General features: G+C 53.4%; 22 protein-coding genes. 17 read left to right on the forward strand and 5 right to left on the reverse strand.

Annotated elements, in window-relative coordinates; all coding sequences use genetic code 11:
• Positions 1-68: 68 nt before the first annotated feature.
• From AC5Q5A_RS07120 to AC5Q5A_RS07130, 3 genes are read right to left on the reverse strand one after another with little or no spacing between them, the layout of a single operon-like run.
• Positions 69-761 carry a DUF6468 domain-containing protein gene (locus tag AC5Q5A_RS07120; protein WP_008890396.1) on the reverse strand — a complete coding sequence of 231 codons (693 nt, stop codon included), beginning with the start codon at positions 759-761 and terminating at the stop codon, positions 69-71.
• 3 nt (positions 762-764) lie between these two features.
• Positions 765-1,916, reverse strand: a complete 1,152-nt coding sequence (fliM, locus tag AC5Q5A_RS07125) for a flagellar motor switch protein FliM (RefSeq protein WP_063087511.1) — start codon at positions 1,914-1,916, stop codon at positions 765-767.
• A 42-nt stretch (positions 1,917-1,958) separates the two neighbouring features.
• Positions 1,959-2,495 carry a flagellar basal body-associated FliL family protein gene (locus AC5Q5A_RS07130; protein ID WP_008890398.1) on the reverse strand — a complete coding sequence of 179 codons (537 nt, stop codon included), beginning with the start codon at positions 2,493-2,495 and terminating at the stop codon, positions 1,959-1,961.
• A 484-nt stretch (positions 2,496-2,979) separates the two neighbouring features.
• Between AC5Q5A_RS07130 and AC5Q5A_RS07135 the strand changes: the two genes are divergently transcribed.
• The 4 genes from AC5Q5A_RS07135 to flgH all read left to right on the forward strand — a co-directional run bounded on the left by AC5Q5A_RS07135 (position 2,980) and on the right by flgH (position 6,590).
• Complete coding sequence (locus AC5Q5A_RS07135; protein WP_008890399.1) at positions 2,980-3,738, forward strand: flagellar hook-basal body complex protein; 759 nt, start codon at positions 2,980-2,982, stop codon at positions 3,736-3,738.
• Positions 3,739-3,808: 70 nt separating this feature from the next.
• Complete coding sequence (gene flgG, locus AC5Q5A_RS07140) at positions 3,809-4,594, forward strand: flagellar basal-body rod protein FlgG (protein WP_008890400.1); 786 nt, start codon at positions 3,809-3,811, stop codon at positions 4,592-4,594.
• A gap of 186 nt (positions 4,595-4,780) precedes the next feature.
• Positions 4,781-5,710 carry a flagellar basal body P-ring formation chaperone FlgA gene (gene flgA, locus AC5Q5A_RS07145; protein ID WP_493894804.1) on the forward strand — a complete coding sequence of 310 codons (930 nt, stop codon included), beginning with the start codon at positions 4,781-4,783 and terminating at the stop codon, positions 5,708-5,710.
• Positions 5,711-5,816: 106 nt separating this feature from the next.
• The gene (gene flgH / locus AC5Q5A_RS07150) at positions 5,817-6,590 is read left to right on the forward strand and encodes a flagellar basal body L-ring protein FlgH (RefSeq protein WP_493894805.1); all 774 of its coding nucleotides are present in this window, start codon (positions 5,817-5,819) and stop codon (positions 6,588-6,590) included.
• Positions 6,591-6,836: 246 nt separating this feature from the next.
• On the opposite strand, the gene dksA is transcribed toward flgH, so the two are convergent.
• Positions 6,837-7,253, reverse strand: a complete 417-nt coding sequence (gene dksA / locus AC5Q5A_RS07155) for an RNA polymerase-binding protein DksA (protein ID WP_008890403.1) — start codon at positions 7,251-7,253, stop codon at positions 6,837-6,839.
• Positions 7,254-7,403: 150 nt separating this feature from the next.
• Entirely contained in the window at positions 7,404-7,847 is a 444-nt protein-coding gene (locus tag AC5Q5A_RS07160) for a flagellar assembly protein FliX (RefSeq protein WP_064788596.1), read from the reverse strand.
• A 368-nt stretch (positions 7,848-8,215) separates the two neighbouring features.
• Between AC5Q5A_RS07160 and AC5Q5A_RS07165 the strand changes: the two genes are divergently transcribed.
• From AC5Q5A_RS07165 to fliD, 13 genes are all read left to right on the forward strand, one after another.
• Positions 8,216-9,358, forward strand: coding sequence for a flagellar basal body P-ring protein FlgI (locus tag AC5Q5A_RS07165; protein WP_493894806.1), 1,143 nt, complete (start codon positions 8,216-8,218; stop codon positions 9,356-9,358).
• Between the two features lie 2 nt (positions 9,359-9,360).
• On the forward strand, positions 9,361-9,705 hold the full coding sequence (locus tag AC5Q5A_RS07170; RefSeq protein WP_490412701.1) for a rod-binding protein: 345 nt from the start codon (positions 9,361-9,363) through the stop codon (positions 9,703-9,705).
• Positions 9,706-9,707: 2 nt separating this feature from the next.
• A complete protein-coding gene (locus AC5Q5A_RS07175; protein WP_157194018.1) occupies positions 9,708-10,169 on the forward strand; it encodes a hypothetical protein in 462 nt (153 codons plus the stop codon).
• Between the two features lie 17 nt (positions 10,170-10,186).
• On the forward strand, positions 10,187-12,598 hold the full coding sequence (gene flgK, locus AC5Q5A_RS07180; protein WP_493894807.1) for a flagellar hook-associated protein FlgK: 2,412 nt from the start codon (positions 10,187-10,189) through the stop codon (positions 12,596-12,598).
• Positions 12,599-12,625: 27 nt separating this feature from the next.
• Complete coding sequence (locus AC5Q5A_RS07185; RefSeq protein ID WP_210520261.1) at positions 12,626-13,858, forward strand: flagellin N-terminal helical domain-containing protein; 1,233 nt, start codon at positions 12,626-12,628, stop codon at positions 13,856-13,858.
• Positions 13,859-13,957: 99 nt separating this feature from the next.
• Positions 13,958-14,428, forward strand: a complete 471-nt coding sequence (fliW, locus tag AC5Q5A_RS07190; protein WP_417837107.1) for a flagellar assembly protein FliW — start codon at positions 13,958-13,960, stop codon at positions 14,426-14,428.
• A 110-nt stretch (positions 14,429-14,538) separates the two neighbouring features.
• Positions 14,539-15,891, forward strand: a complete 1,353-nt coding sequence (locus tag AC5Q5A_RS07195) for a flagellin N-terminal helical domain-containing protein (protein WP_493894808.1) — start codon at positions 14,539-14,541, stop codon at positions 15,889-15,891.
• 378 nt (positions 15,892-16,269) lie between these two features.
• A complete protein-coding gene (locus AC5Q5A_RS07200) occupies positions 16,270-17,616 on the forward strand; it encodes a flagellin N-terminal helical domain-containing protein (RefSeq protein ID WP_493894809.1) in 1,347 nt (448 codons plus the stop codon).
• Positions 17,617-17,969: 353 nt separating this feature from the next.
• Positions 17,970-19,313, forward strand: coding sequence for a flagellin N-terminal helical domain-containing protein (locus AC5Q5A_RS07205; RefSeq protein WP_493894810.1), 1,344 nt, complete (start codon positions 17,970-17,972; stop codon positions 19,311-19,313).
• A gap of 358 nt (positions 19,314-19,671) precedes the next feature.
• Entirely contained in the window at positions 19,672-21,018 is a 1,347-nt protein-coding gene (locus AC5Q5A_RS07210; protein WP_493894811.1) for a flagellin N-terminal helical domain-containing protein, read from the forward strand.
• A 434-nt stretch (positions 21,019-21,452) separates the two neighbouring features.
• Entirely contained in the window at positions 21,453-22,802 is a 1,350-nt protein-coding gene (locus AC5Q5A_RS07215) for a flagellin N-terminal helical domain-containing protein (protein ID WP_493894812.1), read from the forward strand.
• A 93-nt stretch (positions 22,803-22,895) separates the two neighbouring features.
• A complete protein-coding gene (locus tag AC5Q5A_RS07220) occupies positions 22,896-23,264 on the forward strand; it encodes a flagellar protein FlaG (RefSeq protein ID WP_493894813.1) in 369 nt (122 codons plus the stop codon).
• A 102-nt stretch (positions 23,265-23,366) separates the two neighbouring features.
• Positions 23,367-25,139, forward strand: a complete 1,773-nt coding sequence (gene fliD / locus AC5Q5A_RS07225) for a flagellar filament capping protein FliD (RefSeq protein WP_493894814.1) — start codon at positions 23,367-23,369, stop codon at positions 25,137-25,139.
• Positions 25,140-25,187 lie beyond the last annotated feature (48 nt).

Genomic DNA, 25,187 nt, shown 5'->3' on the forward strand with positions numbered 1-25,187 from the left:
CCATTAGATATATAGAAAACTCGTAATCTCAAGACCGACAACAACGCAAATTCGTTGTTTGAAACTTCTTATCGAACCGACCGCAAGGCCGCCAGCAATTCACGTTCTGCCTCGGACCGACCCGCATCTTCATCCTGATCATAGGGATCGGATACATCCGCCCGACTGCCATATGATCCCCCCGAACGCGCGGGCTCTTCACGGTCATAACCATCATCGACCGGGCCATTTCCTCCGCGCTCGATCTCGCCGACCATTCTGGCGGCAAGTTCTTCGGCACGGGTTTCAACACCGACACGATCACGGTCGTCAATTACATCATTGCGGTCTTTGGCCGCCTTCATCCGCCCAAGACCGGCATTACCAGCCCCGGCCGATTTTCCGCCATCACCGCCAGCAGCAATGCCGTCGGCCGCATTTCCAGCGGTACGGCGCACAGAATTAACGTCGCGCGCAGCCTTTTCCAGACGGTTGGCGATGCTTTCACCGCGATCGACCATAAAGCTCAGGTCTTCGTTCAGTGCGCTGGCCTTTTCAATGTCCTCGCGCAGCCTTTCGCCAGACTGCTCCGCCATTTCCTTAAGGGCGGTGATCGACGTTTCTGCACGCTCATTGGCGGCATTGAACGCGGTCAGGAAGTTCTGCATGTCTTCGCGGCTACGCCGAAAAGCTGCCAGCTTGCGGTTCAGAATAATCGCATAGACAATCGTTGCCCCCAACAGCACGATCATCACAAGATCCAGATAGAACGCGAAGTCCATCAGCTAGTCTTCCTCGTTTATGCGCGCACGATCACGAACCTGAATGGCAATCCTGTCACCCTTGCGCCCCATCAACCCCTTGAACAACGGCACATCCCCGCAGCGAACCTCGACAGGCGAGGTCGGACCAGTATTAAGAACCAGTCTGTTCCCAACTTCAAGGTTGAGGACATCGCCAAGGGCCATGATCTGTTCATCAAGAACAGCCAATAGATTAACATGGGTCTGCCACAGCTCATTTGCGAGGTGGTTTTCCCAAATGGAGTCACGACCGAACTTTTCCCCCATGAACATCTGAAGCAGAAGTTCACGCACCGGTTCCAGCGTCGCATAAGGGATCAGAAGTTCAAGTCGACCACCACGGTCTTCCATGTCAATGCGAAGCTTCGCCACGATGGCGGCGTTGGCATGACGGGCAATGGTGGCAAAACGCGGGTTGGTTTCAAGGCGTTCAAAGCGGAATGTCACCGGGCTTAGCGGGTCAAACGCAGCCGAAAGGTCGCCAAGAACCACGTGGATCATACGTTCCACAAGGTTACGTTCAATCGTTGTGTAGGGACGACCTTCAATACGCATGGCCGCCGTACCGCGACGACCACCCAAAAGAACGTCCACGATGGAATAAATCAGCGCTGAGTCGACTGTCAGCAGCCCGTAGTTATCCCATTCCTCTGCCTTGAAAACACCAAGCATGGCTGGCAACGGGATCGAGTTCAGGTAATCACCGAAACGCAGCGACAGGATATTATCAAGCGAGACTTCGACGTTATCGGATGTGAAGTTACGCAGGGATGTCGACATCATACGCACAAGGCGGTCGAACACGACTTCAAGCATCGGAAGTCGTTCATAGGCCACCATCGACGAGTTGATGATCGCCTGAATGCCCGACTGATCGCCTGCACCCGAACCGTCATCAAAGCCCAGAAGACTGTCAATTTCGTCCTGGTTCAGAACGCGCGCAGATGTACCGCCGCCCATGGCTTCGGCCATATCGTCGCCGCCGCCATCATCGTCGCCGTCATCATCGCCGAGCATGGATTCCCATTCGGCGGCCATATCCTCGCCGCCGTCGTCTCCACCCTCGTCATCGCCGCCTGCCATGGCTTCCCATTCAGCGGCGAGAGCATCATCATCTTCGTCTTCATCAGCCATCAGCGATTGCTTCCTGAACTTGGCACTCGGGCTGCTACAAGATTATTGTACCAGCATTTCCTTGAACAAAACGTCGTTTATTTTTGCAGGCTTGGCCGCGGCACTCACCCGGATCAAAAGTTCTTCGCGCAATCTGAACATCCCTTCGGAGCCGGAAAGATCCTCTGGACGCAGTTCGCGAAGATAGACCTGAAAGTTGTCAACAATGCGCGGCATCATTTGTTCGACCTGCGGCAGCATGCCCTGGTCGGCGACTTCCAGGCTGACACGAATTTTAAGGTAGCTCTGCTTTCCGCCACCGGTATTCAGATTGACCAGAATTTCCGGCAAGTCGACAAAGCCGACATTTTCCGGAACGCCCGGGTCATTTTCAATCGAATCTTCGGTGATGACTTCCTCGGTCTGCTCGCCACCGCCACCGGTCAGCATGTCTATCACCGGCTGAAGCATGCCGGTGAAATACGCCGCCGCAGCGCCACCCAGCAAAAGCAGCACAAGCAGAATGACCACGACCAGCATCTTCTTGCTTCGGCCACCGCCACCCTCGTCCATTTCGATTTCGTCGACGTCGTCACCCATCGCTTCGCGAATTCCTGCGTTTGAAGTTCTATCTTCCTGATCCAGCAAACACTGTGCCGGATTAAAAGCCATAACGCTATCACGTTAAAAATATGTTGCGTTTCGGTCTATTGGTGATTTGTCACAGCGGCAAATATTACCATCTCAGCGCCATATGTTCAGCCCGGGCACGCAAAGCAATAGCCTGTCGTGGCTATCCCGGAATAAATTGCCGGATCGGAGTATCCGGCTTGTGGCGCAATTGTGAGATGGTCCTTTACCACCCTGCAAACCGGACATGTTTTGCCGACCTCCCCGACCACCCGGCAATCCTTTGCCCATAACGGCAGTCGGCAACGGCACTTTCAGTCAAACTGTTGCAGAAAACGACCGGCAACAAATGCCGAACTTAAAATTTATTACTTTAAATCAATTACTTAATCAAACTGGCACGCAGATCGCATTCCTGATGGTCAAGTTACAGTCCTGAAAGGGAAATTCGACCATGGAAAACGTTTCATACATTGCACTGTCCCGTCAGAAGACGCTGCGCAGCATGATGAACAACCTGTCGCAGAACATGGCAAACATGAACACGACCGGTTACAAAGAGCAGCGCATGATGTTCACTGACTGGATCGCAAAGAACAAGGACGCGCCGTTCCGTGGCGAACGCGAAATCTCGCTGGTTCAGGACATCTCGCAATACAGAAATACCACTGTCGGCAACATTGAACATACAGATCGTCCGCTTGATGTGGCGCTTAGCCAGCCGGACATGTTCTTTGCCGTCGAAACGCCAACCGGTGTCCAATATACCCGTTCGGGCAACTTTTCCCTCGATCCGGGCGGCCAGTTGATCACCAATGACGGTTTTCCCGTGCTGAGTGATGCTGGCCAGCCACTGTTCTTTAACGAGGCAGATGGCCAGATCGAGATCAAGGGCGACGGATCCATTTCCACCGATATCGGCCAGATTGGCAAACTTCAGGTCGTTACTGTTGATAACGTGCAGGAAATGATCGTCACCGGGAACACCCTTTATCGTGCGCCGGAAGATGAAAACAACGCAGATGCCGTCGAGCTTGTCGAAAACCCCGGCATTGTTCAGGGCGCTCTGGAAAAATCCAACGTCAATCCAATCAGCGCCATGACGCAGATGATCGACGTTCTTCGCACGTATCAATCGGTCAGCCGTTCTCTTGAAAGCGAGAACGAGCGTATGCGCAACATGATCAACAAACTCGGGGATGTCCGCGCCTGAACCGGCAGTGGCACCCGATAGATAACATCGAATTATAGCGCAAAATCTGCGCAATCGAAGGAGAAGACAGATGCGGTCACTTGATATCGGCGCTTTGGGCATGCAGGCTCAGTCCACCAACGTGGATGTGACCTCGCACAACATCGCCAACATGACCACCACCGGCTACAAGCGCCAGCGTGCTGAATTCCAGGATTTGCTGTATCAGGATTTGCGCCGAGCAGGTTCGCCGTCCTCCGATACAGGCACGATCGTGCCAACCGGTGTTCAGGTTGGCCTTGGTGTGAAGACCGCCGCAATCGGCCGTTACATGGGTCAGGGTTCGCTGACCATGACCGAGAACGAGCTTGATATTGCCATTCAGGGCCGCGGGTATCTTCAGATCGACCTGCCCAGCGGGGAAACCGCTTATAGCCGCGATGGTACGCTTAAACTTGATGCCAACGGTGCGCTTGTGACCAAGGACGGCTTTGCGGTTCAGCCAGGCATTACGGTTCCGGCCAATGCGCGCTCGGTAACCATCAACTCCAACGGTGAAGTTTTTGCCGAGATCGATGGCCAGGTTGCCCCGCAGAACCTTGGTCAGCTTCAGCTTGCGACCTTTATCAACCCGCCGGGCCTTAATGCCCTTGGTGATAACCTGTTCCTTGAGACCGAAGCATCCGGTCAGGCCAATGTCGGCGCCCCGGGGGATGTCGGCTATGGCACGGTTCAGCAGGGATATCTTGAATCCTCGAACGTTAACGTGGTTCAGGAAATCACCAACCTGATCAAGGCGCAGCGCGCTTATGAAATGAACTCCAAATCGATCTCGACCACGGACGAGATGATGAGCGCCGTCAGCAACCTGCGATAATTTCCGGTTCTGAAGGCATTTCGTTTGCGCAAGTCGCGGTCACATGATCTGCGAACTTGCGCAAACTGTATTTACGCGATTTATACCGTTCCGTGGTACAGTAGGCGGATGAAGATAAAGAACATAATCCTCGCGCTCGCACTGTTGTCCGCAATTGCATCTCTGCCCCCATTGACAGAGAGCGCTTTGGCGCAATCATCGCAAGGCAACAACCTTCGCAACAATCAGCCGAGCAGTTCTTCTGTCTTTCTTAGACCCGATGCTCTGGTCGAAGGTCAGTATGTGACCTTGGGTGATCTGTTTTCCGGGCTTGATCCCCAACAGCAAGATATTGCCGTCGCCCATGCGCCACAGCCGGGCAAACAAACCGTTCTTGATTATCGCTGGCTATACGGGATTGCCCAGCGCCACAATGTCGAATGGCGTCCGCGCACAACAGCCGATCAGGTCCTGATCACCCGCGCCAGCCAAGTGATTACCATGGATGAAATTCGTGAAGCGGTCGAAATTTCCCTGGTTGACTATGGCATTCAGCGTCCCTTCACGGTCGACCTTTCGAGTGACAATTTCCAGATTCATCTGCCCGTTGACGCCCGCAACAGTGTTGACGTCAGTGCCATCGAGGTCAATTCACGCACTCAGCGCTTTGTTGCCAGCGTGACAACCGGCGCCCAGACTGCCCAACAGCGGACATATCGGATCAGCGGCAAATATTACCCGCTAACAAGCGTTCCGGTGTTGGTCGAGCCAGTATCTCGCGGTTCCGTCATCCGTGCCGATCAGGTTGAATACCGTGATTTCCGGTCCGAACGCGTTCCAAACGGGGCCATTCGCGACATCAATGATGTTATTGGCAAGGAAGTCATGCGGCCCAGCAATCCCAATGAACCCTTGATGTTCCGGGATCTGAGCAACCCCATTCTGGTCCGTCGCGGATCGCTTGTGATCATTCGTCTGGTCACTGCCAACATGTCCCTGACCGCACGCGGCAAGGCAATGGAAGACGGATCTCTTGGGGATGTCATTCGCGTGGTCAACCAATCGAGCAACAAGACCATTCAGGTCGAAGTTGTGGCCGAGAACGAAGTCCGCGCACTGCCCGCTCTGTCGCAGTAATCCGCGCCCCCAAAACGCCACACAACCCGGCAAGCTTTTCCTCTTATACCAGCTGATAATTGGCACGGTACTTGCGTTAAGAAATGCAGGAACCCAGGAGGAATTCATGCCTACTAAAATCACCCAGATGTCATGGCGGCGCATTGCGCTTGTCAGTTCGCTCATCGGGGCCACAGCATTGCTGTCAGGCTGCAACGCGATGAAACGGCTTTCCGAAGTTGGCGAACCGCCGAAACTGTCGTCCATAGATAACCCGACACAGTCAGAGGCCTATCGCCCGGTAAGTTTGCCGATGCCGGCCCCGCAGGTTGCTGAACGTAACCCGAACTCACTATGGCGTGCCGGCGCACGGTCCTTCTTCAAGGATCAACGCGCAAACCAGGTTGGCGACATCCTGACCGTGGTTGTTGAAATGGAAGACCGCGCGGCCCTTGCCAACACGACAGTTCGTTCGCGCACCAATTCCGAGGATCTCGCGGTTCCGAACCTGTTCGGGCTTGAGGCAGAAATGACCAAAGTTCTGCCCGAAACCATCGATCCGACCTCGATGCTTGATTTCGACAGCAACACGTCAAACCGGGGTGCCGGAACTCTTGATCGTAACGAAGCCATTGATTTGCGTGTTGCAGCCATCGTTATTCAGGTTCTGCCGAACGGCAACTATGTCATTCATGGCCGTCAGGAAATTCGTGTGAACAGTGAAATTCGCGAAGTTCAGATTGCCGGTGTTATTCGCGCCGCTGACATCAGCTCCGCAAACGAAGTCAATTACGACAAGATTGCCGAAGCCCGTATCTCATACGGTGGTCGCGGGACGATTTCCGATGTTCAGCAGCCACGCTATGGCAGTGAAGTTCTCGACATCATTCTGCCGTTCTAACATTTGAAAAGTCTTGTGGCTCAATCCCGTTTTCCGGGTTCCGGTTGACCACATGGCGAAGCGTTCAAAGGTCACCTTCGGGTGGCCTTTTTCGCATCAGAGCGACACAAAAACGAAAAGCCCGGCCAGAAGGCCGGGCTTTTGTGATTTTGGTTATCCCTAACCAGTAATCTCCCACCATGTCATGTCGTTGCATGACGGGGATCAGCCAAGCCAAATCCCAAGTATTTTTTCCACCCGGCGCGATCAATCGTCGCGACGTGTGCGCTCCATCCGTTCGTGGCGTTCCTGGGCTTCGATGCTCAGGGTCGCAATCGGACGAGCTTCAAGTCTTTTCAAGCTGATCGGCTCGTCGGTTTCTTCGCAGTAACCATAAGATCCGTCTTCAATTCGACGCAATGCAGCATCAATTTTTGAAATAAGCTTGCGCGCCCTGTCACGAGTACGAAGTTCAAGTGCCCGGTCAGTCTCTGCCGACGCGCGGTCGGTAAGATCCGGTTCCTGAAGCCCGCCATCTTGCAGGTTCGCTAATGTTTCTGAAGATTCATGCAGAAGTTCTGCCCGCCAGGTCAAAAGTTTCTGGCGGAAATATTCCCGCTGACGCGGGTTCATGAACTCTTCGTCCTCAGCAGGACGATAGTCAGGTGGTAAAGTGATAGTCATGTATGCCCTCTATACAGGACTCATCGATCGCGCGGCAATATAGAGGCCACGCGCCAACGGTGCAAGCCGATTGAACAAATAAATGCCAATCACCCCTCAAAGGCGCAGAATTCTGCGATATTTCTATGGAAAATACCTTTGATTAAACAATCAGATCAGGCCGGAAACTTCAAGTTTCGCCAACTCAACCCGAGCGCGAAGATCAATCTCGTCGAGAACAGAAGAGAGTTCGGGATCATCAATCATTTCGCGCTGCTGGTCGAGCAAACCGACCAGTTGCTGCAGGCGTGCGGGGGATAATTGGCCACTTAGCAAGCCGTCTCTCACAGCTTCCAGCTGCTCGAGCATGCTTTTTGCGCGCAACATCGCGGCCTTTTTAGGCGAATCCAGTGCATCCCCGCTTTGCTGGAGCGCAAGCAAGGCATCAAGGGCACTGACAGCCCCCGCACTTCGAACACCAGCGGCACCGCCAGCATCCCCGGAAGAGTCGAGCGAACGCATGGCGTCAGCAAAACCGCTTCCGCCAGATGTGCCGGACGATTTCTTGCGCGATGAAGTACTCGTACCGGCAGCCTTGGAACCGCTAACCTTCATGATCCGTGTCCGCTCAGTTGTTGTCGATCTGTTCAATGAACATATGCAGTGCATGGTCGGATGCATTCATCCAGCCCAAGCGGCCAGAGAATGAGCAAACACCAAACTTGCAGAAATGAGTCTCCCTCAATCGCGCCAGACGCGCAACGGGAAAAAAATGCCGGGTTGGCGCATCGACCGCGACGAGACAGAGGCAAAATCACCTTAAACGCGTCGTTTTCAGGGGATTTGGGCGTCACCACGGTCACCATCGGCAGAAAGCCTCAGTTGGCATGGTTTTCGCAAATAGCTTTGCAAACGCGGTTTACCCGATCAACCGCCTCATTTGCCGGATGCGCTGCATCCCATGTAAAAGCGGAATTAAGAGTATGATCACAGGTCTTGGCAAAATAGCACGCAATGCACTCGCAATGCTCACGCTGGGAATGCTTGCCCTGACGCAGCTTACCCCTGCACATGCACAATCACGCATCAAGGATATCGCCGATTTCGAAGGCGTGCGTGACAACATGCTGGTGGGTTATGGCCTTGTGGTTGGCTTGAATGGCACCGGCGATGATCTGGGCGATGCAGAATTTACCCGCCAAAGCATGGTCGCGATGCTTGAACGCCTCGGCATCAACGTCCGCGACCAGATCGAAGACCTTGAGTCTGATAACATCGCGGCCGTGATGGCCACTGCAACCCTGCCGCCGTTTTCGCGTCAGGGGTCGCGCATTGATGTTAATATCAGCGCGATTGGCACTGCCGAAAGCCTCCAGGGCGGCACGCTGCTTGTGACCCCGATGGTCGGTGCTGATGGCGAGGTATATGCTGTGGCCCAGGGTAATCTGGCGGTTGGCGGTTTTTCCGCAGGTGGCAATGCTGAAACCATCGTCAAAGGCGTTCCGACCTCGGCACGTATTGCCAATGGCGGCATCGTTGAACGCGAAATCGACTTTAACCTGAATTCCATGCAGGACATGTCAGTTGTCCTGCGTAACCCGGACTTCACCACTGCGCGCCGTGTTTCCGAAGCAATTAATGCCTATCTGGGCGAAGTTGCTGCACGCGCCAGCGACCCGGGCACCGTGCGGCTGAACATTCCGGAACGCTATAACCAGAATATTGTCGCCCTTCTGACCGATATCGAACAGCTTCGTGTTGAACCCGATCAGATCGCGCGTGTGGTGATTGACGAAAACACGGGCACCATCGTGATGGGCGAAAACGTCCGGATCAATCGTGTCGCGATTGCGCAGGGCAACCTGACGATCCGTGTCACCGAAACGCCGCAGGTTTCCCAGCCCTCGCCCTTCTCGCAGGCCGGCACAACCGAGGTTGTTGACCGCACCAATATCGAGGTCGATGAGGGCGAAGACAATCAGTTGGGCATCATGAATGGCGGTGTCAGCCTTCAGGAATTGGTCAATGGCCTCAACAGCCTTGGCGTTGGTCCGCGCGACATGATCACCATCCTTCAGGCCATCAAGACGTCTGGCGCGCTTCAGGCCGAAATCGAGGTGATGTGATGATGACCGACAGCACCGCCGCTCTGATGGCGCAGGCACAGGCCAGCGCACAATACGGCAAGCAAAACAATATCGCGGCCCGGATGGATACACTCACAGACGGGCACATCAAGACCGAAGCACAGGCACGCAAGGCTGGCGAGGAATTTGAATCGATGTTCCTTGGCCAGATGCTCAGCCACATGTTCGCCGGCCTTGAAACCAACGAAATGTTTGGCGGCGGGCATGGTGAAACGATGATGCGTTCCATGCTTGTTGATGAATACGCCAAAGAAATGTCCCGCGCAGGTGGCATCGGAATTGCAGATGCCGTTACACGCGAAATCCTTAAAGTCCAGGAGGGATGAAAATGACCACCCAAGAGCTGGTTACAGAACTTAAAAGCGTCACCTATGACCTTATGTCCCTGCTGGAACGTGAGTCCAGTGAACTGCGCAGCCTGACATCTGCTGAATATGAGCAATTCCTGTCGGAAAAATCTGCCCTGGCAATGCAGTACGAGCAACTGGTCGTGAAACTGCGTAGCCGCGGCGACGAACTCCGCGCCATGTCCGAAGAAGAACGTGAAGAGCTGCGCGAATTGCAGGCAGAGTTCCAGCAAGCTGCGCGGCGCAATATGAACACGCTACAGGCGGCCAAGGCAACCAACGAACGCGTGGTTCAGGCCATCGTCCGCGCGGTCAATGACAAATCCAAAGAAGAATGCACGACCTATACCCGCTCTGCCACCACCAGCAAGGCATCGCTCGGAGGTTATGGTCGCACGATCAATAAGTCCGGTGGCGCCTATAGCGTCAACGAAACGCTCTAAGGGTAAAGGCAAAAATCATGTCACTTACTCAGGCACTCAATACTGCGATCTCTGGCCTTAACACGGCACAAGCCCGCATTGCGATCACGTCTTCGAACATTTCGAACGTGAATACCGAGGGCTATTCCAGAAAGATCGCCGGTCAGGAGACCCTGTCGCTTGACGGTGTCGGTGCCGGCTCCCAGGTTGCTGACATTTATCGTAACGTCAACGAGGGCCTGGTACGTGAAATGCGCGGCGAACTGGGTAAAGCCGGTCGCGAAGAAGCCCGTTATGAGTTTTTCATGCGCGTTCAGACCCTGTTTGGCACCACCCAGTCTGATGCTGCGATCAGCCAGCGCATCAACGATCTGGCCGACGCGTTTGAACAGCTTGGCGTCACCCCTGACCAGAATTCCCCGCGCGTAGAAGCCATCGAAAGCGCAATTCAGGTCATGGAATCGTTTGAGCGGCTCTCAAGCCAGCTTCAGGATCTGCGCGATGACATCGACGACCAGATCACTGATGAGGTGAATAGTGCCAACACATTGCTGACGCAGATTTCTGAGCTCAATACCGGCATCATTCGCCTGAACAACCTTGATCAGCCAACCACAGAGCTTGAAGACCAGCGCGATCAGAAGCTTAATGAGCTGTCAAAGATCATAGATATCACGACCTTCAGCCGTAGTGATGGTTCGATCGTTGTATATTCAGCAAACGGCGCGAACACGCTTCTTGATCGCACCCCCAACAAGCTCTCCTTTACACAGACTGCCGGTTTCGAACCGGGTACGGGTGGCTCGGGTGTTTCGCTTGATGGCGAAGACATTACGGACACGCTGCGCACAGGCACCCTAAAGGGCCTGTTTGAAATGCGCGATTCCGAAATTCCGGCGTTGAATGACCAGATCAACGAACTGGCCACTCAACTGCGCGATGCCATCAATGAAGAACATAACAAAGGCACGTCGTTCCCGCCGCCTGCCAACCTTTCGGGCACACGCACGGTTGATGGCAGCGATCCGTTAACAGCGACCGGTGCATTTCGCGTTGCCGCACTCGATCAAAATGGTGACCTTGTTGCCACTGACAGCTGGGCTGATATTTCCCTGCCAACAACACCGGCAACGGTTCAGGGCATCGTTGATGCGATCAATGCCTCGGATGCTGGATCGTATCTGACGGCATCACTGGTGGACAATCGGCTGGTTATCGAAGGCCAGGATGGTAACCGCGTTGCAATTAACGAATTAGACAGTGAGATCACGCTGAGCGATGGTCGCCAGCAGGGCATGTCGCACTATTTTGGTTTGAACGACTTTGTCACGACCACCAAAAGATCCGATGTCATGACCTCTGCCGCGCAACAAAGTTCGACCAGTGCGCTGGGTGTGACGGCAAGTTCATTTACAATCAGTGCAGGGACGGGTGCGCTTGCCGGAGCGGGTATTACAGTCAACTACACTGCAACAGACTCGCTTGAAGATATCCGCGACAACATCCGTACAGCACTTCAGGGTGCAGGCTTCACCGCCGCTGCCGCGGAAGAAGCCGCCTTCATTGTCGAAGATGGTGACCGTTACCGTCTGGTCATTGAATATAATGCCAACCTGACGATCAATGATTCGGGTACGTTGTCGTCAAAGATCGGCTTCACTGAAGATCGTCCGTCCCTGTCCGGCAACATGGATGTCGCCGCGGCAATCAAGAATGATCCGTCGCGGATTGTGCGCGGACAGATGAATGCGGACACTTACAATACCTCGACGGCAATCATCGATCCGGACGCGGCCATTCCTAACTTGGGCCCGCTTGTACCGCCGCCGGTCAACTATACATTGACTGTCAGTGGCGATTTTACAGATGTTGATATCGATTATGATACCAACACTTCGCTACAAGACATCGCTGATGCCATCAACAACAGTGCGACGCTGACGGACAACAATATCACTGCTGAAGTCAAATTCGACAGCCAGTTGGGTGGTTATAAACTCCATGTCATAGATGCGGATGGCGATCCGTTCTATTTCAGCGACGATGGCCTACCCAACGCCGATGCACTCACGACCGTTCTGGGGCTTGGCATCACTTTCGGCGTTCATGAAGGCGACAACAGTGCCGCAAACTCGATCAGTAATGCATTTGAACGCACCGATATTGATTTCGGGGCAACCGATGGTCTGTCGGGTGAACGCACATCGCTAACCGATTATGCAGCAGGGATCGTGGCAACCGCAGCGACAAAGGCCAGCATTGCCGAAAGTTCCTATGATTTTCAGGACAATCTGGTGGTTGACCTCAGCACCCGCATTCAGAACGAAGCCGGCGTCAACCTTGATGAAGAGATGTCAGATCTGGTGATTTTTCAGCGTGCCTACACCGCCTCTGCCCAAGTGATTACCACGGTTGAGGAAATGTTTGATGCACTGCTCAATGCAGTTTAAACTGCATGCTTATGAAATGAGGCTGTCATGGTAACTCGTGTCGCGACATATACAAACCACACATTACTTTCGGACTTGGCACTCCGCAATGCTGCGCGTGTAACAGACCTTCAGAACCAAGCGTCCAGCGGGTACAAATCGCGCAACTACGCAGGTATCGCTGACAGCACACAGCGCCTGCTTAATCTTGAAGGCGAATATAGCCGCACGGAACAGTACCTGCGCAATACAACGCAAGGTAAATTGCGCCTGCAAAGCATGGAAACCGCCGTTGACAGCATGCTGACCATCGCGACCGAGATGAAGAGCTTGCTCATCCAGGCAAGCTCCGCTCAACAGGCTGATGACGTCAATATCCGTAACGAAGCAGACCAGGCGCTGCAACAGATTGCCAACTTGCTCAATACCAACCTTGACGGACGCTTCCTTTTTGCCGGCGGACGTTCCGAAGAACCGGCAGTGGATATCGAGAAAATCGGAGCGCCGGACAACTATATCAGCAAACTTAATACGTCAGTGACAAGCGGCGCACTTCTTTCCTCACTTGGCGTGACAACTAACGGCACGCTCCAGATCGTCAGCACAGATGTCAATGGCAACAGCTCGACCTCTACCGTCAACTACAACGCCGCCACCGACGATATCGACGACATCATGGATGCCATCAATAACGTTACCACCAACCGCGCCATTGCTTCGCTGCGGGGGTTAGGCGGTGAAGGCACAACGCTTTTGAATATTGAAAATGTCGGGAATGGCTCAATCACTATTACCGAAACGGGTGGCGGAGATTTTCTCTCAAAACTTGGTATGGAGAAAATGGGAAATCCGCGCCCGGATGCCGATTATTATATGGGCGATCACCAGATCATGGATCTGCGGGTCGACGACAAGTACGACGTATCCTATGGCATTCTGGGTGACAACCCGGCATTCCAGAAATTGATCCAGGGCCTTGGCATTGCTGCAAGCACTGAAAACCAGGATGCGCTGACTGTCGCACTCGGCTTTATCAACGATGCAATCAACGAACTTCCAAACGTTCAGGGGCAAATCGGTCTTGATATTGCCAATGTCGAACGGTTCGAAGAACGCCATCAGGATTTCAAGGTTTTTGCGGCCCAGGCCATCACCGACATCGAAACTGTTGACGTTCCCCTGACCCTTGCGGAAGTCAGTCAGTATACGACTGCCCTGCAGGCCAGTTTTATTTCCATCTCGCGCGCCGCAGATTTATCTTTGGCTAACTATTTGCGTTGATTGTGATATAAATCGTATTGCGTCTTTAACTGTTTTGTTCGCATGATGCCAAGGGTAGTATGCGACACAGAACCTTTCGACCGTCGGAGAATTGCGGGAATGGAAACCGAAAACGTCGCCGAGAATGAAACACCTGAATCCGTTGTCGTGGAAACACGCTTCGGCGACATCGAGTTCAGCTGGGACAAAGGCATCTACATGCCAGTCGGTCTCCTTGGCTTTCCTGAACACCATGTTTTCGGACTGGCTAACATCCCCAACACATCACTTGATCAGTTCAAGCTTTATCAAAGCCTGACGGATGCAAGCCTGTCCTTTATCGTCGCACCATATAACATGGAGAGCGGCGTTTACGCGGACAAAGACCTGATGACTGCGCAGAAAAGTCTCGCGATCGAAGCCGCAGATATGGCCATCCTGATGGTTGTCACCATCCGGAGCGCGCCAGGTGGTCAGGGCATTACGATGTCGACCAATCTGCGTGCGCCCATTCTTGTCGACACTGCGCGCCAGGTCGCCTGGCAGCATATTTTGCCCAATGAAAAATACTCTGTGCAGCATGACCTGTAATTTTTGCCTAGCATATTGGCACGCGCATTGCTTTGATGTCCCCCAAGGCAATGTCGCCGAAAGATTGAATGGCCTGAGCCATTCTATCTTATCCGTGTAGGAGGAATAAAATGGCTCTTAATATTATTTCCAACTATGCAGCGAACGTAGCCCATCGAAACCTGACTGCTTCGGACACGATGGCGACGCGCTCGCTTGCAAAACTTTCCTCGGGTACCCGTGTTGTTTCTGCACGTGATGATGCTGCATCCATGGCCATCGGTGCACGTCTGAACGCAACAACGGAATCCCTCAAGACCGCAACGGTTAACGTCAACCAGGCCAACTCGATGCTCCAGATCGCCGATGGCGGCATGGCAACCATCGATAACATCCTGGTGCGCATGAAGACGCTTGCCGTTCAGGCATCCTCGGGCAACCTGTCCGACACTGAACGTGGCTTCCTGAATGACGAATTCGTTCAGCTGCGCGAAGAAATCGACCGTATTGCGTCCTCGACCAACTTCAACGGCATTCAGCTGCTCGGCGATGGTGGTGACGTTGCGCTCAACTTCAATGATCTTGCTTCGGGCGGCGGTGGCGCTGCACTGGTCCCAGCTGCCGGTTTTGATCGCTTTGCCATTACCGACAATAACTATTGGGCAACGGATACCAACGATAGTGGCGTAACCGATAACAGCTTCCAGGTCAGCATCAATGAAGGCACTGCTGGTCAGGTTATTATGACGGTCAGTGCGACCATTGATGGCACGGTTAACCGCACGCAATCTATTGACGTCACCGACTATGCGTCCGGTGGCACCACCGCAATTGGCGCTGGTGAAAACGCAACGCTGAACTTCGATGAACTTGGCTTGACCTTTACGGTCAACACCAACTTCTCGGCAACTGTCAGCTATGTTGAAAGCGGCACTGCCGGCAGCCGGGACTTCGGTAGCGACGCCACCTTTAACAACGGTGCTGCGACCTTTGACTCTACTGACAACATTGTCACCATGTCAGCTGACAATGGGCAGCAATTGCAGCAGACAGTTGACTTCCAAGTTGGCGCGGGCAACACAGCAAACGACCGCTTGGCAATTGAGTTTACGGCCGTAGATTCTGAGACACTCGGCTCTGGCTCGAATGGTGCACAAGACTCGATTGCGGACCTGACTGACAATGCCATTGATACGGCGGCGAACGCCCAGAATGCAGTCGAAGTCGTCAGCCGCGCAATTGACGATCTGCAACGCGCGCGTGCCAATATCGGCACCTATCAGAACCGTCTGGACTTCGCAGCTCAGAACCTTGCATCCACGCAAGAAAACACTGAGTCTGCACGTTCCACCCTGCTTGACCTTGATGTTGCGGCCGAGATGACCAACTTCACCTCCAAGCAGATCCTGGTTCAGTCGGGTGTCGCCATGCTAGCACAGGCAAACCAGATGCCACAGAACCTTCTGCGTCTGCTGCAGGGCTAAGGCTAAGCACCATCGGAATAAGAAATCCAAAGAACACACAGAACGGCGGCAATGTTATATTGTCGCCGTTTTTTTTTTAGCAACTGCCCGCAGCTGTATGAACTGCAGATAAAAGTTGCCTCTATCAATACTAATGCATCATTGATGCATCAACTGCCCCCTCCATTGGTTATGATCTATGGAGTTACAGAGCTGCGGAAAAACACACACTTAAGTATAGATTTGTTTAACGAATTCTGAATTTTCACATTTTTTCCTAGACTCTTAAGCTGTTTAAGCGTTTAGATTGTGAAATGGGCTACTTAAAGTTGTTCAAGATGAATGACAGGCCCATGTGCATGTCGTCTAAGACGTTCATTCCACGTAGGAAGATGAAAAATGGCTCTTAATATCATTTCCAACTATGCAGCAAACGTCGCACACCGCAACTTGACTGCTTCCGACGAGATGGCGACGCGCTCGCTGTCTAAACTGTCTTCTGGTACCCGTGTTGTTTCTGCACGTGACGATGCCGCTTCCATGGCCATCGGTGCGCGTTTGAACGCAACCACCCAGGCTCTCAAAACCGCAACTGTCAACGTTGGCCAGGCCAACTCGATGCTCCAGATCGCCGATGGCGGTATGGCAACCATTGATGACGTTCTCGTTCGTATGAAGACCTTGGCTGTCCAGGCATCCTCTGGCAACCTGTCTGACACCGAACGCGGCTTCCTCAATGACGAGTTCACTGAACTGCGTGACGAGATCGACCGTATTGCTTCATCAACCAACTTCAACGGCATTCAGCTGCTTGGGGATGGTGGTGATGTTGCCGCCAACTTTGGCGACCTTGCTTCCGGCGGCGGCGGTGCGGCCCTGGTTCCGGCTGCCGGTTTCGATGGCTTTGCCATCACCGACAACAACTACTGGGCGACCGACACCAATGCTGGTGGTGTTACCGATAACAGCTTCCAAGTCAGCATCAACGAAGGCACTGCTGGTCAGGTTATCATGACGGTCAGTGCCACCATTGATGGTGCTGTCGACCGTGTCCAGTCAATTGACGTTACCGACTATGCATCAGGCGGCACCACCGCAATTGGTGCTGGTGAAAACGCAACGCTGAACTTCGATGAGCTTGGCTTGACCTTTACGGTCAACACCAACTTCTCGGCAACTGTAAGCTATGTCGAAGGTGGCACCAACGGTGACCAGGACTTTGGCAGCGACGCAACGTTTAACAACGGTGCCGCGACCTTTGACTCGACTGCCAACACTGTCACCATGGAAGCCGACAATGGTCAGCAGCTGGCAACCAGCATTGAGTTCCAGGTTGGCGGTGGTAACACTGCAAACGACCGTCTGTCGATCGATCTGACTTCGGTTGACTCGGCGGCACTCGGATCTGGTGGCACTGGTCAGGAATCGCTTGAAGGCCTTGGTGCGAACGCGATCTCGACCGCAGCTGGTGCACAGAATGCTGTTGAGGTTGTGACCCGTGCGATTGATGACTTGCAGCGCGCCCGTGCTGCGGTTGGTACCTCTCAGAACCGTCTGGACTTTGCTGGTCAGAACCTTGCTTCCACGCAGGAAAACACTGAATCAGCACGCTCCACCCTGCTTGACTTGGACGTTGCGGCCGAAATGACCGCCTTCACCTCCAAGCAGATCCTGGTTCAGTCGGGTGTCGCCATGCTGGCACAGGCAAACCAGATGCCGCAGAACCTCCTGCGTCTGCTGCAGTAATCTGCAAAGCAAAACACGTCTTTACAAAAGGGGCGGCCTTCGGGCCGCCCCTTTTTTGCTTGTCAGCGAATCCCAAGGCAAGCTCCACCTAAAAATTGAAGTTTCCTGTACACCACACACTACCTTTGCGATTTTTTTTTATTCCAGCACAACCAATTACTATCCTTAAGTGACTGATTCCGCAAAACAAGTATAGCTAAAAGAATCTTATGGACAGCACACCCATACTTACGTATATTTTTATCACTTAGTTAGGTTTCGCTGATCAAGAGGATCTCGAAATCTGCTTCCGGCAAGGCCCGGGAATTTTAGGGCGGCAATGCTGTCCAGAGCTATCCAAGTAGGAGAGAAAAATGGCTCTTAATATCATTTCCAACTATGCAGCAAACGTTGCACACCGCAACTTGACTGCTTCCGACGAGATGGCGACCCGTTCGCTGTCGAAACTGTCTTCTGGTACCCGTGTTGTTTCTGCACGTGACGATGCCGCTTCCATGGCCATCGGTGCGCGTTTGAACGCAACTACCCAGGCCCTCAAAACTGCAACCGTCAACGTTGGTCAGGCCAACTCGATGCTCCAGATCGCCGATGGCGGTATGGCAACGATTGATGACGTTCTCGTTCGTATGAAGACACTGGCTGTCCAGGCATCCTCTGGCAACCTGTCCGACACCGAACGTGGATTCCTCAATGACGAGTTCACTGAACTGCGTGACGAGATCGACCGTATTGCGTCCTCGACAAACTTCAACGGCATTCAGTTGCTGGGTGATGGCGGTGATGTTGCCGCCAACTTTGGCGACCTTGCTTCCGGTGGCGGCGGCGCTGCTCTGGTTCCGGCTGCCGGTTTCGATGGCTTTGCCATCACAGACAACAACTACTGGGCAACCGACACCGACACCGATCTTACCGATAACAGCTTCCAGGTCAGCATCAACGAAGGGACTGCTGGTCAGGTGATCATGACCGTCAGCTCAACCATTGACGGCGCTGTTGACCGCGTCCAGTCGATTGACGTCACCGACTATGCGTCGGGCGGCACCACCGCAATCGGTGCTGGTGAAAACGCAACGCTGAACTTCGATGAACTTGGCTTGACCTTCACGGTCAACACCAACTTCTCTGCAACAGTCAGTTATGTTGAAGCCGGCACTGCAGGCAGCCAGGACTTTGGCAGCGACGCAACGTTTAACAACGGTGCCGCGACCTTTGACTCGACTGCCAACACTGTCACCATGGAAGCCGACAATGGTCAGCAGCTGGCAACCAGCATTGAGTTCCAAGTTGGCGGTGGTAACACTGCAAACGACCGTCTGTCGATCAACCTGACTTCGGTTGACTCGGCTGCACTGGGCTCGGGTGGCACTGGCCAGACCTCTCTTGAGGGTCTTGGCGCGAACGCGATCTCGACCGCAGCTGGTGCACAGAATGCTGTTGAGGTTGTGACCCGTGCGATTGATGACTTGCAGCGCGCCCGTGCTGCGGTTGGTACCTCTCAGAACCGTCTGGACTTTGCTGGTCAGAACCTTGCTTCCACGCAGGAAAACACTGAATCAGCACGTTCCACCCTGCTTGATCTGGACGTTGCGGCCGAAATGACCGCCTTCACCTCCAAGCAGATCCTGGTTCAGTCGGGTGTCGCCATGCTGGCACAGGCAAACCAGATGCCGCAGAACCTCCTGCGTCTGCTGCAGTAATCTGCAAAGCAAAACACATCCTTACAAAAGGGGCGACCTTCGGGTCGCCCCTTTCTATATTTGTTTTGATTAGGTGCCGTACAGCCGTCACACGATCACCGCGATTCGGATTTTCTGAGCGTCGGTTCACTCTCCGAAGAACGGAACAAGAAAAGTCTCGCTGCCCAACCCATTGTTTTTCAAAAGATTCGGAATTTTCTTTCTGCTCAGATGATTTTTTTCTGGACTTCCAACCCAACAAAGTTCATTTAAACATTTCGTGGACCTTTTATAGGCTGTTCAAGAAGAACTCCTGAGGATCAAGCCACGCACATACAGACATGGTGTCTGATGTTCATTCCAAGTAGGAAGATGAAAAATGGCTCTCAATATTATTTCCAACTACGCCGCCAATGTAGCTCATCGTAACCTCACTGCGTCCGATGAGATGGCGACCCGTTCCCTTTCAAAACTGTCTTCTGGTACCCGCGTTGTTTCTGCACGTGACGATGCCGCTTCCATGGCCATCGGTGCGCGTTTGAACGCAACCACCCAGGCTCTCAAAACCGCAACCGTCAACGTTGGCCAAGCCAACGCAATGCTCCAGATCGCCGACGGCGGCATGGCAACGATTGATGACGTTCTCGTCCGTATGAAGACGCTGGCTGTCCAGGCATCCTCTGGCAACCTGTCCGACACCGAACGCGGCTTCCTCAATGACGAGTTCACTGAACTGCGTGACGAGATCGACCGTATTGCGTCCTCGACCAACTTCAACGGCATTCAGTTGCTGGGTGATGGTGGTGATGTTGCCGCCAACTTTGGCGACCTTGCTTCCGGTGGCGGCGGTGCTGCTCTGGTTCCGGCTGCCGGTTTCGATGGCTTTGCCATCACCGACAACAACTACTGGGCGACCGACACCAATGGTGGTGGTGTTACCGATAACAGCTTCCAGGTCAGCATCAACGAAGGGACTGCTGGTCAGGTGATCATGACCGTCAGTGCTACCATTGATGGTGCTGTCGACCGTGTCCAGTCGATTGACGTTACCGACTATGCATCAGGCGGCACCACCGCAATTGGTGCTGGTGAAAACGCAACGCTGAACTTCGATGAGCTCGGCTTGACCTTTACGGTCAACACCAACTTCTCGGCAACTGTAAGCTATGTTGAAGGTGGCACCAATGGTGACCAAGACTTCGGCAGTGACGCCACCTTTGACAACGGTGCCGCGACCTTTGACTCGACCGCCAACGTTGTCACCATGGAAGCCGACAACGGCCAGCAGCTGGCAACCAGCATCGAATTCCAGGTTGGCGGTGGCAACACTGCAAATGATCGCCTGTCGATCAACCTGACTTCGGTTGATGCAGCAGCACTCGGATCTGGTGGCACCGGTCAAGAATCACTTGAGGGTCTTGGTGCGAACGCGATCTCGACTGCAGCTGGCGCACAGAATGCGGTTGAGGTTGTGACCCGTGCGATTGATGACTTGCAGCGCGCCCGTGCTGCGGTTGGTACCTCTCAGAACCGTCTGGACTTTGCTGGTCAGAACCTTGCTTCCACGCAGGAAAACACTGAATCGGCACGTTCCACTCTGCTTGACCTGGACGTTGCGGCCGAAATGACCGCCTTCACCTCCAAGCAGATCCTGGTTCAGTCGGGTGTCGCCATGCTGGCACAGGCAAACCAGATGCCGCAGAACCTCCTGCGTCTGCTGCAGTAATCTGCAAAACAAAACACGTCTTTACAAAAGGGACGGCCATCAGGCCGCCCCTTTTTTTTGCACCGCAACAGCAGTAATTAAATTCCAAAGCGCGTATTTCAACTTAATAGCACCTCTTCAAAGATCGGTACAAAATCTATACATCAGGATAATTGCTCAAGCAGCATCAGATCAGTTGGCCTGGAGTCGGATTCGTTTACGAATCATTAACAAACCCGGCACAGCCAGCGCTTTGACCTTTACGCAACCATTTGTTTTTAATGGGAAAAGTGAGGAATCTTTTTTCACTGGACACAAATCTAACCTAAAAGTATATTTCACCCTATATGTATTACCGTTTTCATCCCTACGTCTGGGCTGAAAACTTTCTGGCAAGTGTGCCGGATAACGGACAACAAGATGTTGCCCAGAGCTGTCCATGTAGGAGATGCGTTATGGCTCTTAACATTATTTCGAACTATGCTGCGAACGTCGCGCACCGTAACCTTTCGGCTTCTGATCAAATGGCAACCCGGTCGCTGTCGAAGCTTTCGTCTGGTACGCGCGTCGTTTCTGCGCGTGATGACGCAGCTTCCATGGCAATCGGTGCGCGTTTGAACGCGACGACTGAGGCCCTTAAAACTGCTTCCGTGAACGTTGGTCAGGCCAACTCGATGCTGCAGATTGCCGACGGCGGCATGGCAACGATCGACAATATTCTGGTCCGCATGAAAACGCTCTCGGTTCAGGCATCCTCTGGCAACCTGTCCGACACTGAACGCGGCTTCCTCAATGATGAGTTCGTGCAGTTGCGCGAGGAAATTGACCGTATTGCGTCCTCAACCAACTTCAACGGCATTCAGCTTCTGGGTGATGGTGGTGATGTTGCCGCCAACTTTGGCGACCTTGCTTCCGGTGGCGGCGGTGCGGCTCTGGTTCCGGCTGCCGGTTTCGATGGCTTTGCCATCACCGACAACAACTATTGGGCGACCGACACCAATGCTGGTGGCGTGACCGACAACAGCTTCCAGGTCAGCATCAACGAAGGCACTGCTGGTCAGGTTATCATGACGGTCAGTGCCACCATTGATGGTGCTGTCGACCGCGTTCAGTCAATCGACGTTACCGACTATGCGTCCGGTGGCACCACCGCAATTGGCGCTGGTGAAAACGCAACGCTGAACTTCGATGAACTTGGCTTGTCCTTCTCGGTCAACACCAACTTCTCTGCAACTGTTAGCTATGTTGAGGCCGGCACCAATGGTGATCAGGACTTCGGTAGCGACGCTACCTTTAATAACGGCGCTGCGACCTTTGACTCGACTGCCAACATTGTCAACATTTCAGCGGACAACGGCCAGACATTGCAGAGTTCAATCGAATTCCAGGTTGGCGCCGGCAACACAGCGAATGACCGCCTGAACATTTCACTCAACGCAGTTGACTCTGATACACTTGGTGCAGGCGCACTGGGCACGCAGAACTCTCTTCTGTCACTGGGTGCCAATGCAATCAGCACCGCTGGCAACGCCCAAAGCGCGGTTGAAGTTGTCACCCGCGCGATTGATGATTTGCAACGCGCACGCGCTGCAGTTGGTACTTATCAGAACCGTTTGGACTTCGCAGGTCAGAACCTCGCATCTACTCAGGAAAACACTGAATCAGCACGTTCCACCCTGCTTGACCTCGATGTTGCCGCCGAAATGACCGCCTTCACCTCCAAGCAGATCCTGGTTCAGTCCGGTGTTGCCATGCTGGCACAAGCAAACCAGATGCCGCAAAACTTGCTGCGTCTGTTACAGTAACCTAACTCTCGTCCCCCGGCACTGATTGCCGGCAATCGTCTTTTTCAAGTTTCATCCTGCTGTTACAGGATGGCGGCTTTAAGGAGCTGAAAAATGGAAGTCGTAAAAAACTATAGTGCGTCGAGTGGCTCCGGGGGCATCCCCCATGCTGCTGCGAGCGTACCTGATGTCGCACCGGCCAAAGCCAGTGCGGTTTCTTCACCGGTGGCAAAACCGGAAAACAAACCTTCTGCAGTTCCGCAGAAAATGCAGGATGCCCTTGCAAGTATGGATCTGCCCGACCTTGCCGATGGCACGGCACGGGTTGAGCTGAACTTCAATCAGGATACCGGTCGCGTCGTGGCAAAAGTTACCGACCGCACCAGCGGTGAAGTCCTGCGCGAACTGCCGTCCAAGGAACTGCAGCAACTGTTCTCGCAAATGCGCGAGTATCTCGGCAGCTTTGTCGACGAAGAAATTTAACACAGCGAGTGGGCGCATATAGGCACGGTTCTTGCAGTTCGGTTTGACAAAACATACCGATAGCAGGCAAAATCAGCCGGGAGCACCCAAGGAGCTACACCAATGAGCAGTCTGAATTTAAATAATATCTATGTTGGCGATAACGGTCGCGTCCAGTTGTCTGGCGGCTCCTCCAACATCGATTTCGTCGACACTGTCGACAAGATGATTGCTGCCCGTCGTATTCCTGCTGACAATCTTGAAAAGCGGATTGAAGCAAACGACGAGAAAATCGCTGCGCTGAAAGAGCTGCAGACGCTTGTTGGTACCCTCAAGGACTCCATGGCGAACCTCTATGGTGCGACCAGCTTTGACAACTCGCGCAACATCTTTGAATCCAAACAGATTTTTGCTTCCACGAACAACACCACCGAAGCAGGATCTTTAATAGGTGTTGTCGCCTCAAACGCCGCCGAGACCGGAAGCTACAAGTTCGAAATCAACCAGGTCGCCAGCAAGCACAAGCTTTCAAGTAATACCCAGACTGTCGCGGCAAGCGCTGACGTCACCGGACTTACCGGCACTGGAACGTTTACGATAACTGGCGGCACTGGCAGCTCAAGCGTGACCGTCGCGGCCGGTGATACGCTTCAGGACATCCGCGACAAGATCAACAACGTCAAGGATACGACCGGCATTCAGGCATCGGTCGTCAAGGTGTCAGAAACCGAAAGTACACTGATCCTGACCTCGGTCGAGGAAGGCGAAGCCAATCGCATGTCGTTCAGTGACGACAGCGGCAGTGTTTTGCAAAGCCTCGGTGTTCTGACAGACGCGACGACAATCAATGCTGCTAACGTTATTGATGATGGTAACAATGCCAGCATTACACTTGACGGCATCACTGTTACGCGCGGATCCAACGAATTCTCTGATCTTATTGATGGCCTGAGCATCAGCCTCTATGACGCTGAACCGGGCACCGAGATCACCATTGAAATCGAACAGGACCTTAATCAGGCGAAAACGGCAATCCTCAATTTTGTCGAAGCCTATAATGCTGTTCAGACATTCATCAACGAAAAGACTTTCGTTGACCCGACCACGGGCGAGTCCTCGGAAGATGCGGTGTTGCTCGGCAATACGTCTGTCAAAGGTATTGAATCTGCCCTGCAACAGATTGCGGGCTCCTTTGCGAACGGTGTAACCGACAGACCCGACAAGGACGATTATTCGGTCCTGGCAGAAATTGGTCTGGATTTCGTTGCCTATGGTGCGAACGAAGACCCGATGCTCAGCAAAACCATCGATCTTGACGAGGCAGCCCTGAACGAAGCGTTGCTCAACGAACCGCAAGAAGTGATGGAACTGTTCCTGTTCCGCGGGAAGTCTGACAATTCTGACGTCACGATGACCGGCTTTGACGGCAAAACCAATGCTGCAACCTATGAGTTCAACATTGATGCATCCGGCGGTACGATCAACAGCGTCACCTACGATATCACCGTCAATGGCGTGACAACGACCGGCAAGAACGCCGTTGTATCGGGCAACAGCATCCGCACGGCTGATGGTTTGCGCCTGTTTTACGGTGGGGATGCAAACGCCAATGACACTGCAACTGTAACCACCAGCATCGGGATCGGTGCGCAATTCTACTTCGAACTGGATTCTATTCTGGACGAAGAAGACGGTAGTTTGACCCAGGCCATCTCCGATCTAGAAGTCCAGACCACTTCCTACGAAGAAAAAGTTGACCGTATTGACGAACGTCTTACCCGGCAGCGAGAAGTCCTTATGGATCAGTTCATTGCAATGGAATCGGCCCTTGCACGCATGAAGAACATTCAGAGTTCTCTCGACGAATTGATGGCCGCTGGAAAAGATAGTGGTTAACTTTTGTCTGCCATACATGCACACTGAACTCACGCTTAGCATACCAAG

It is taken from the genome of Thalassospira sp. CA1 (assembly GCF_059052855.1).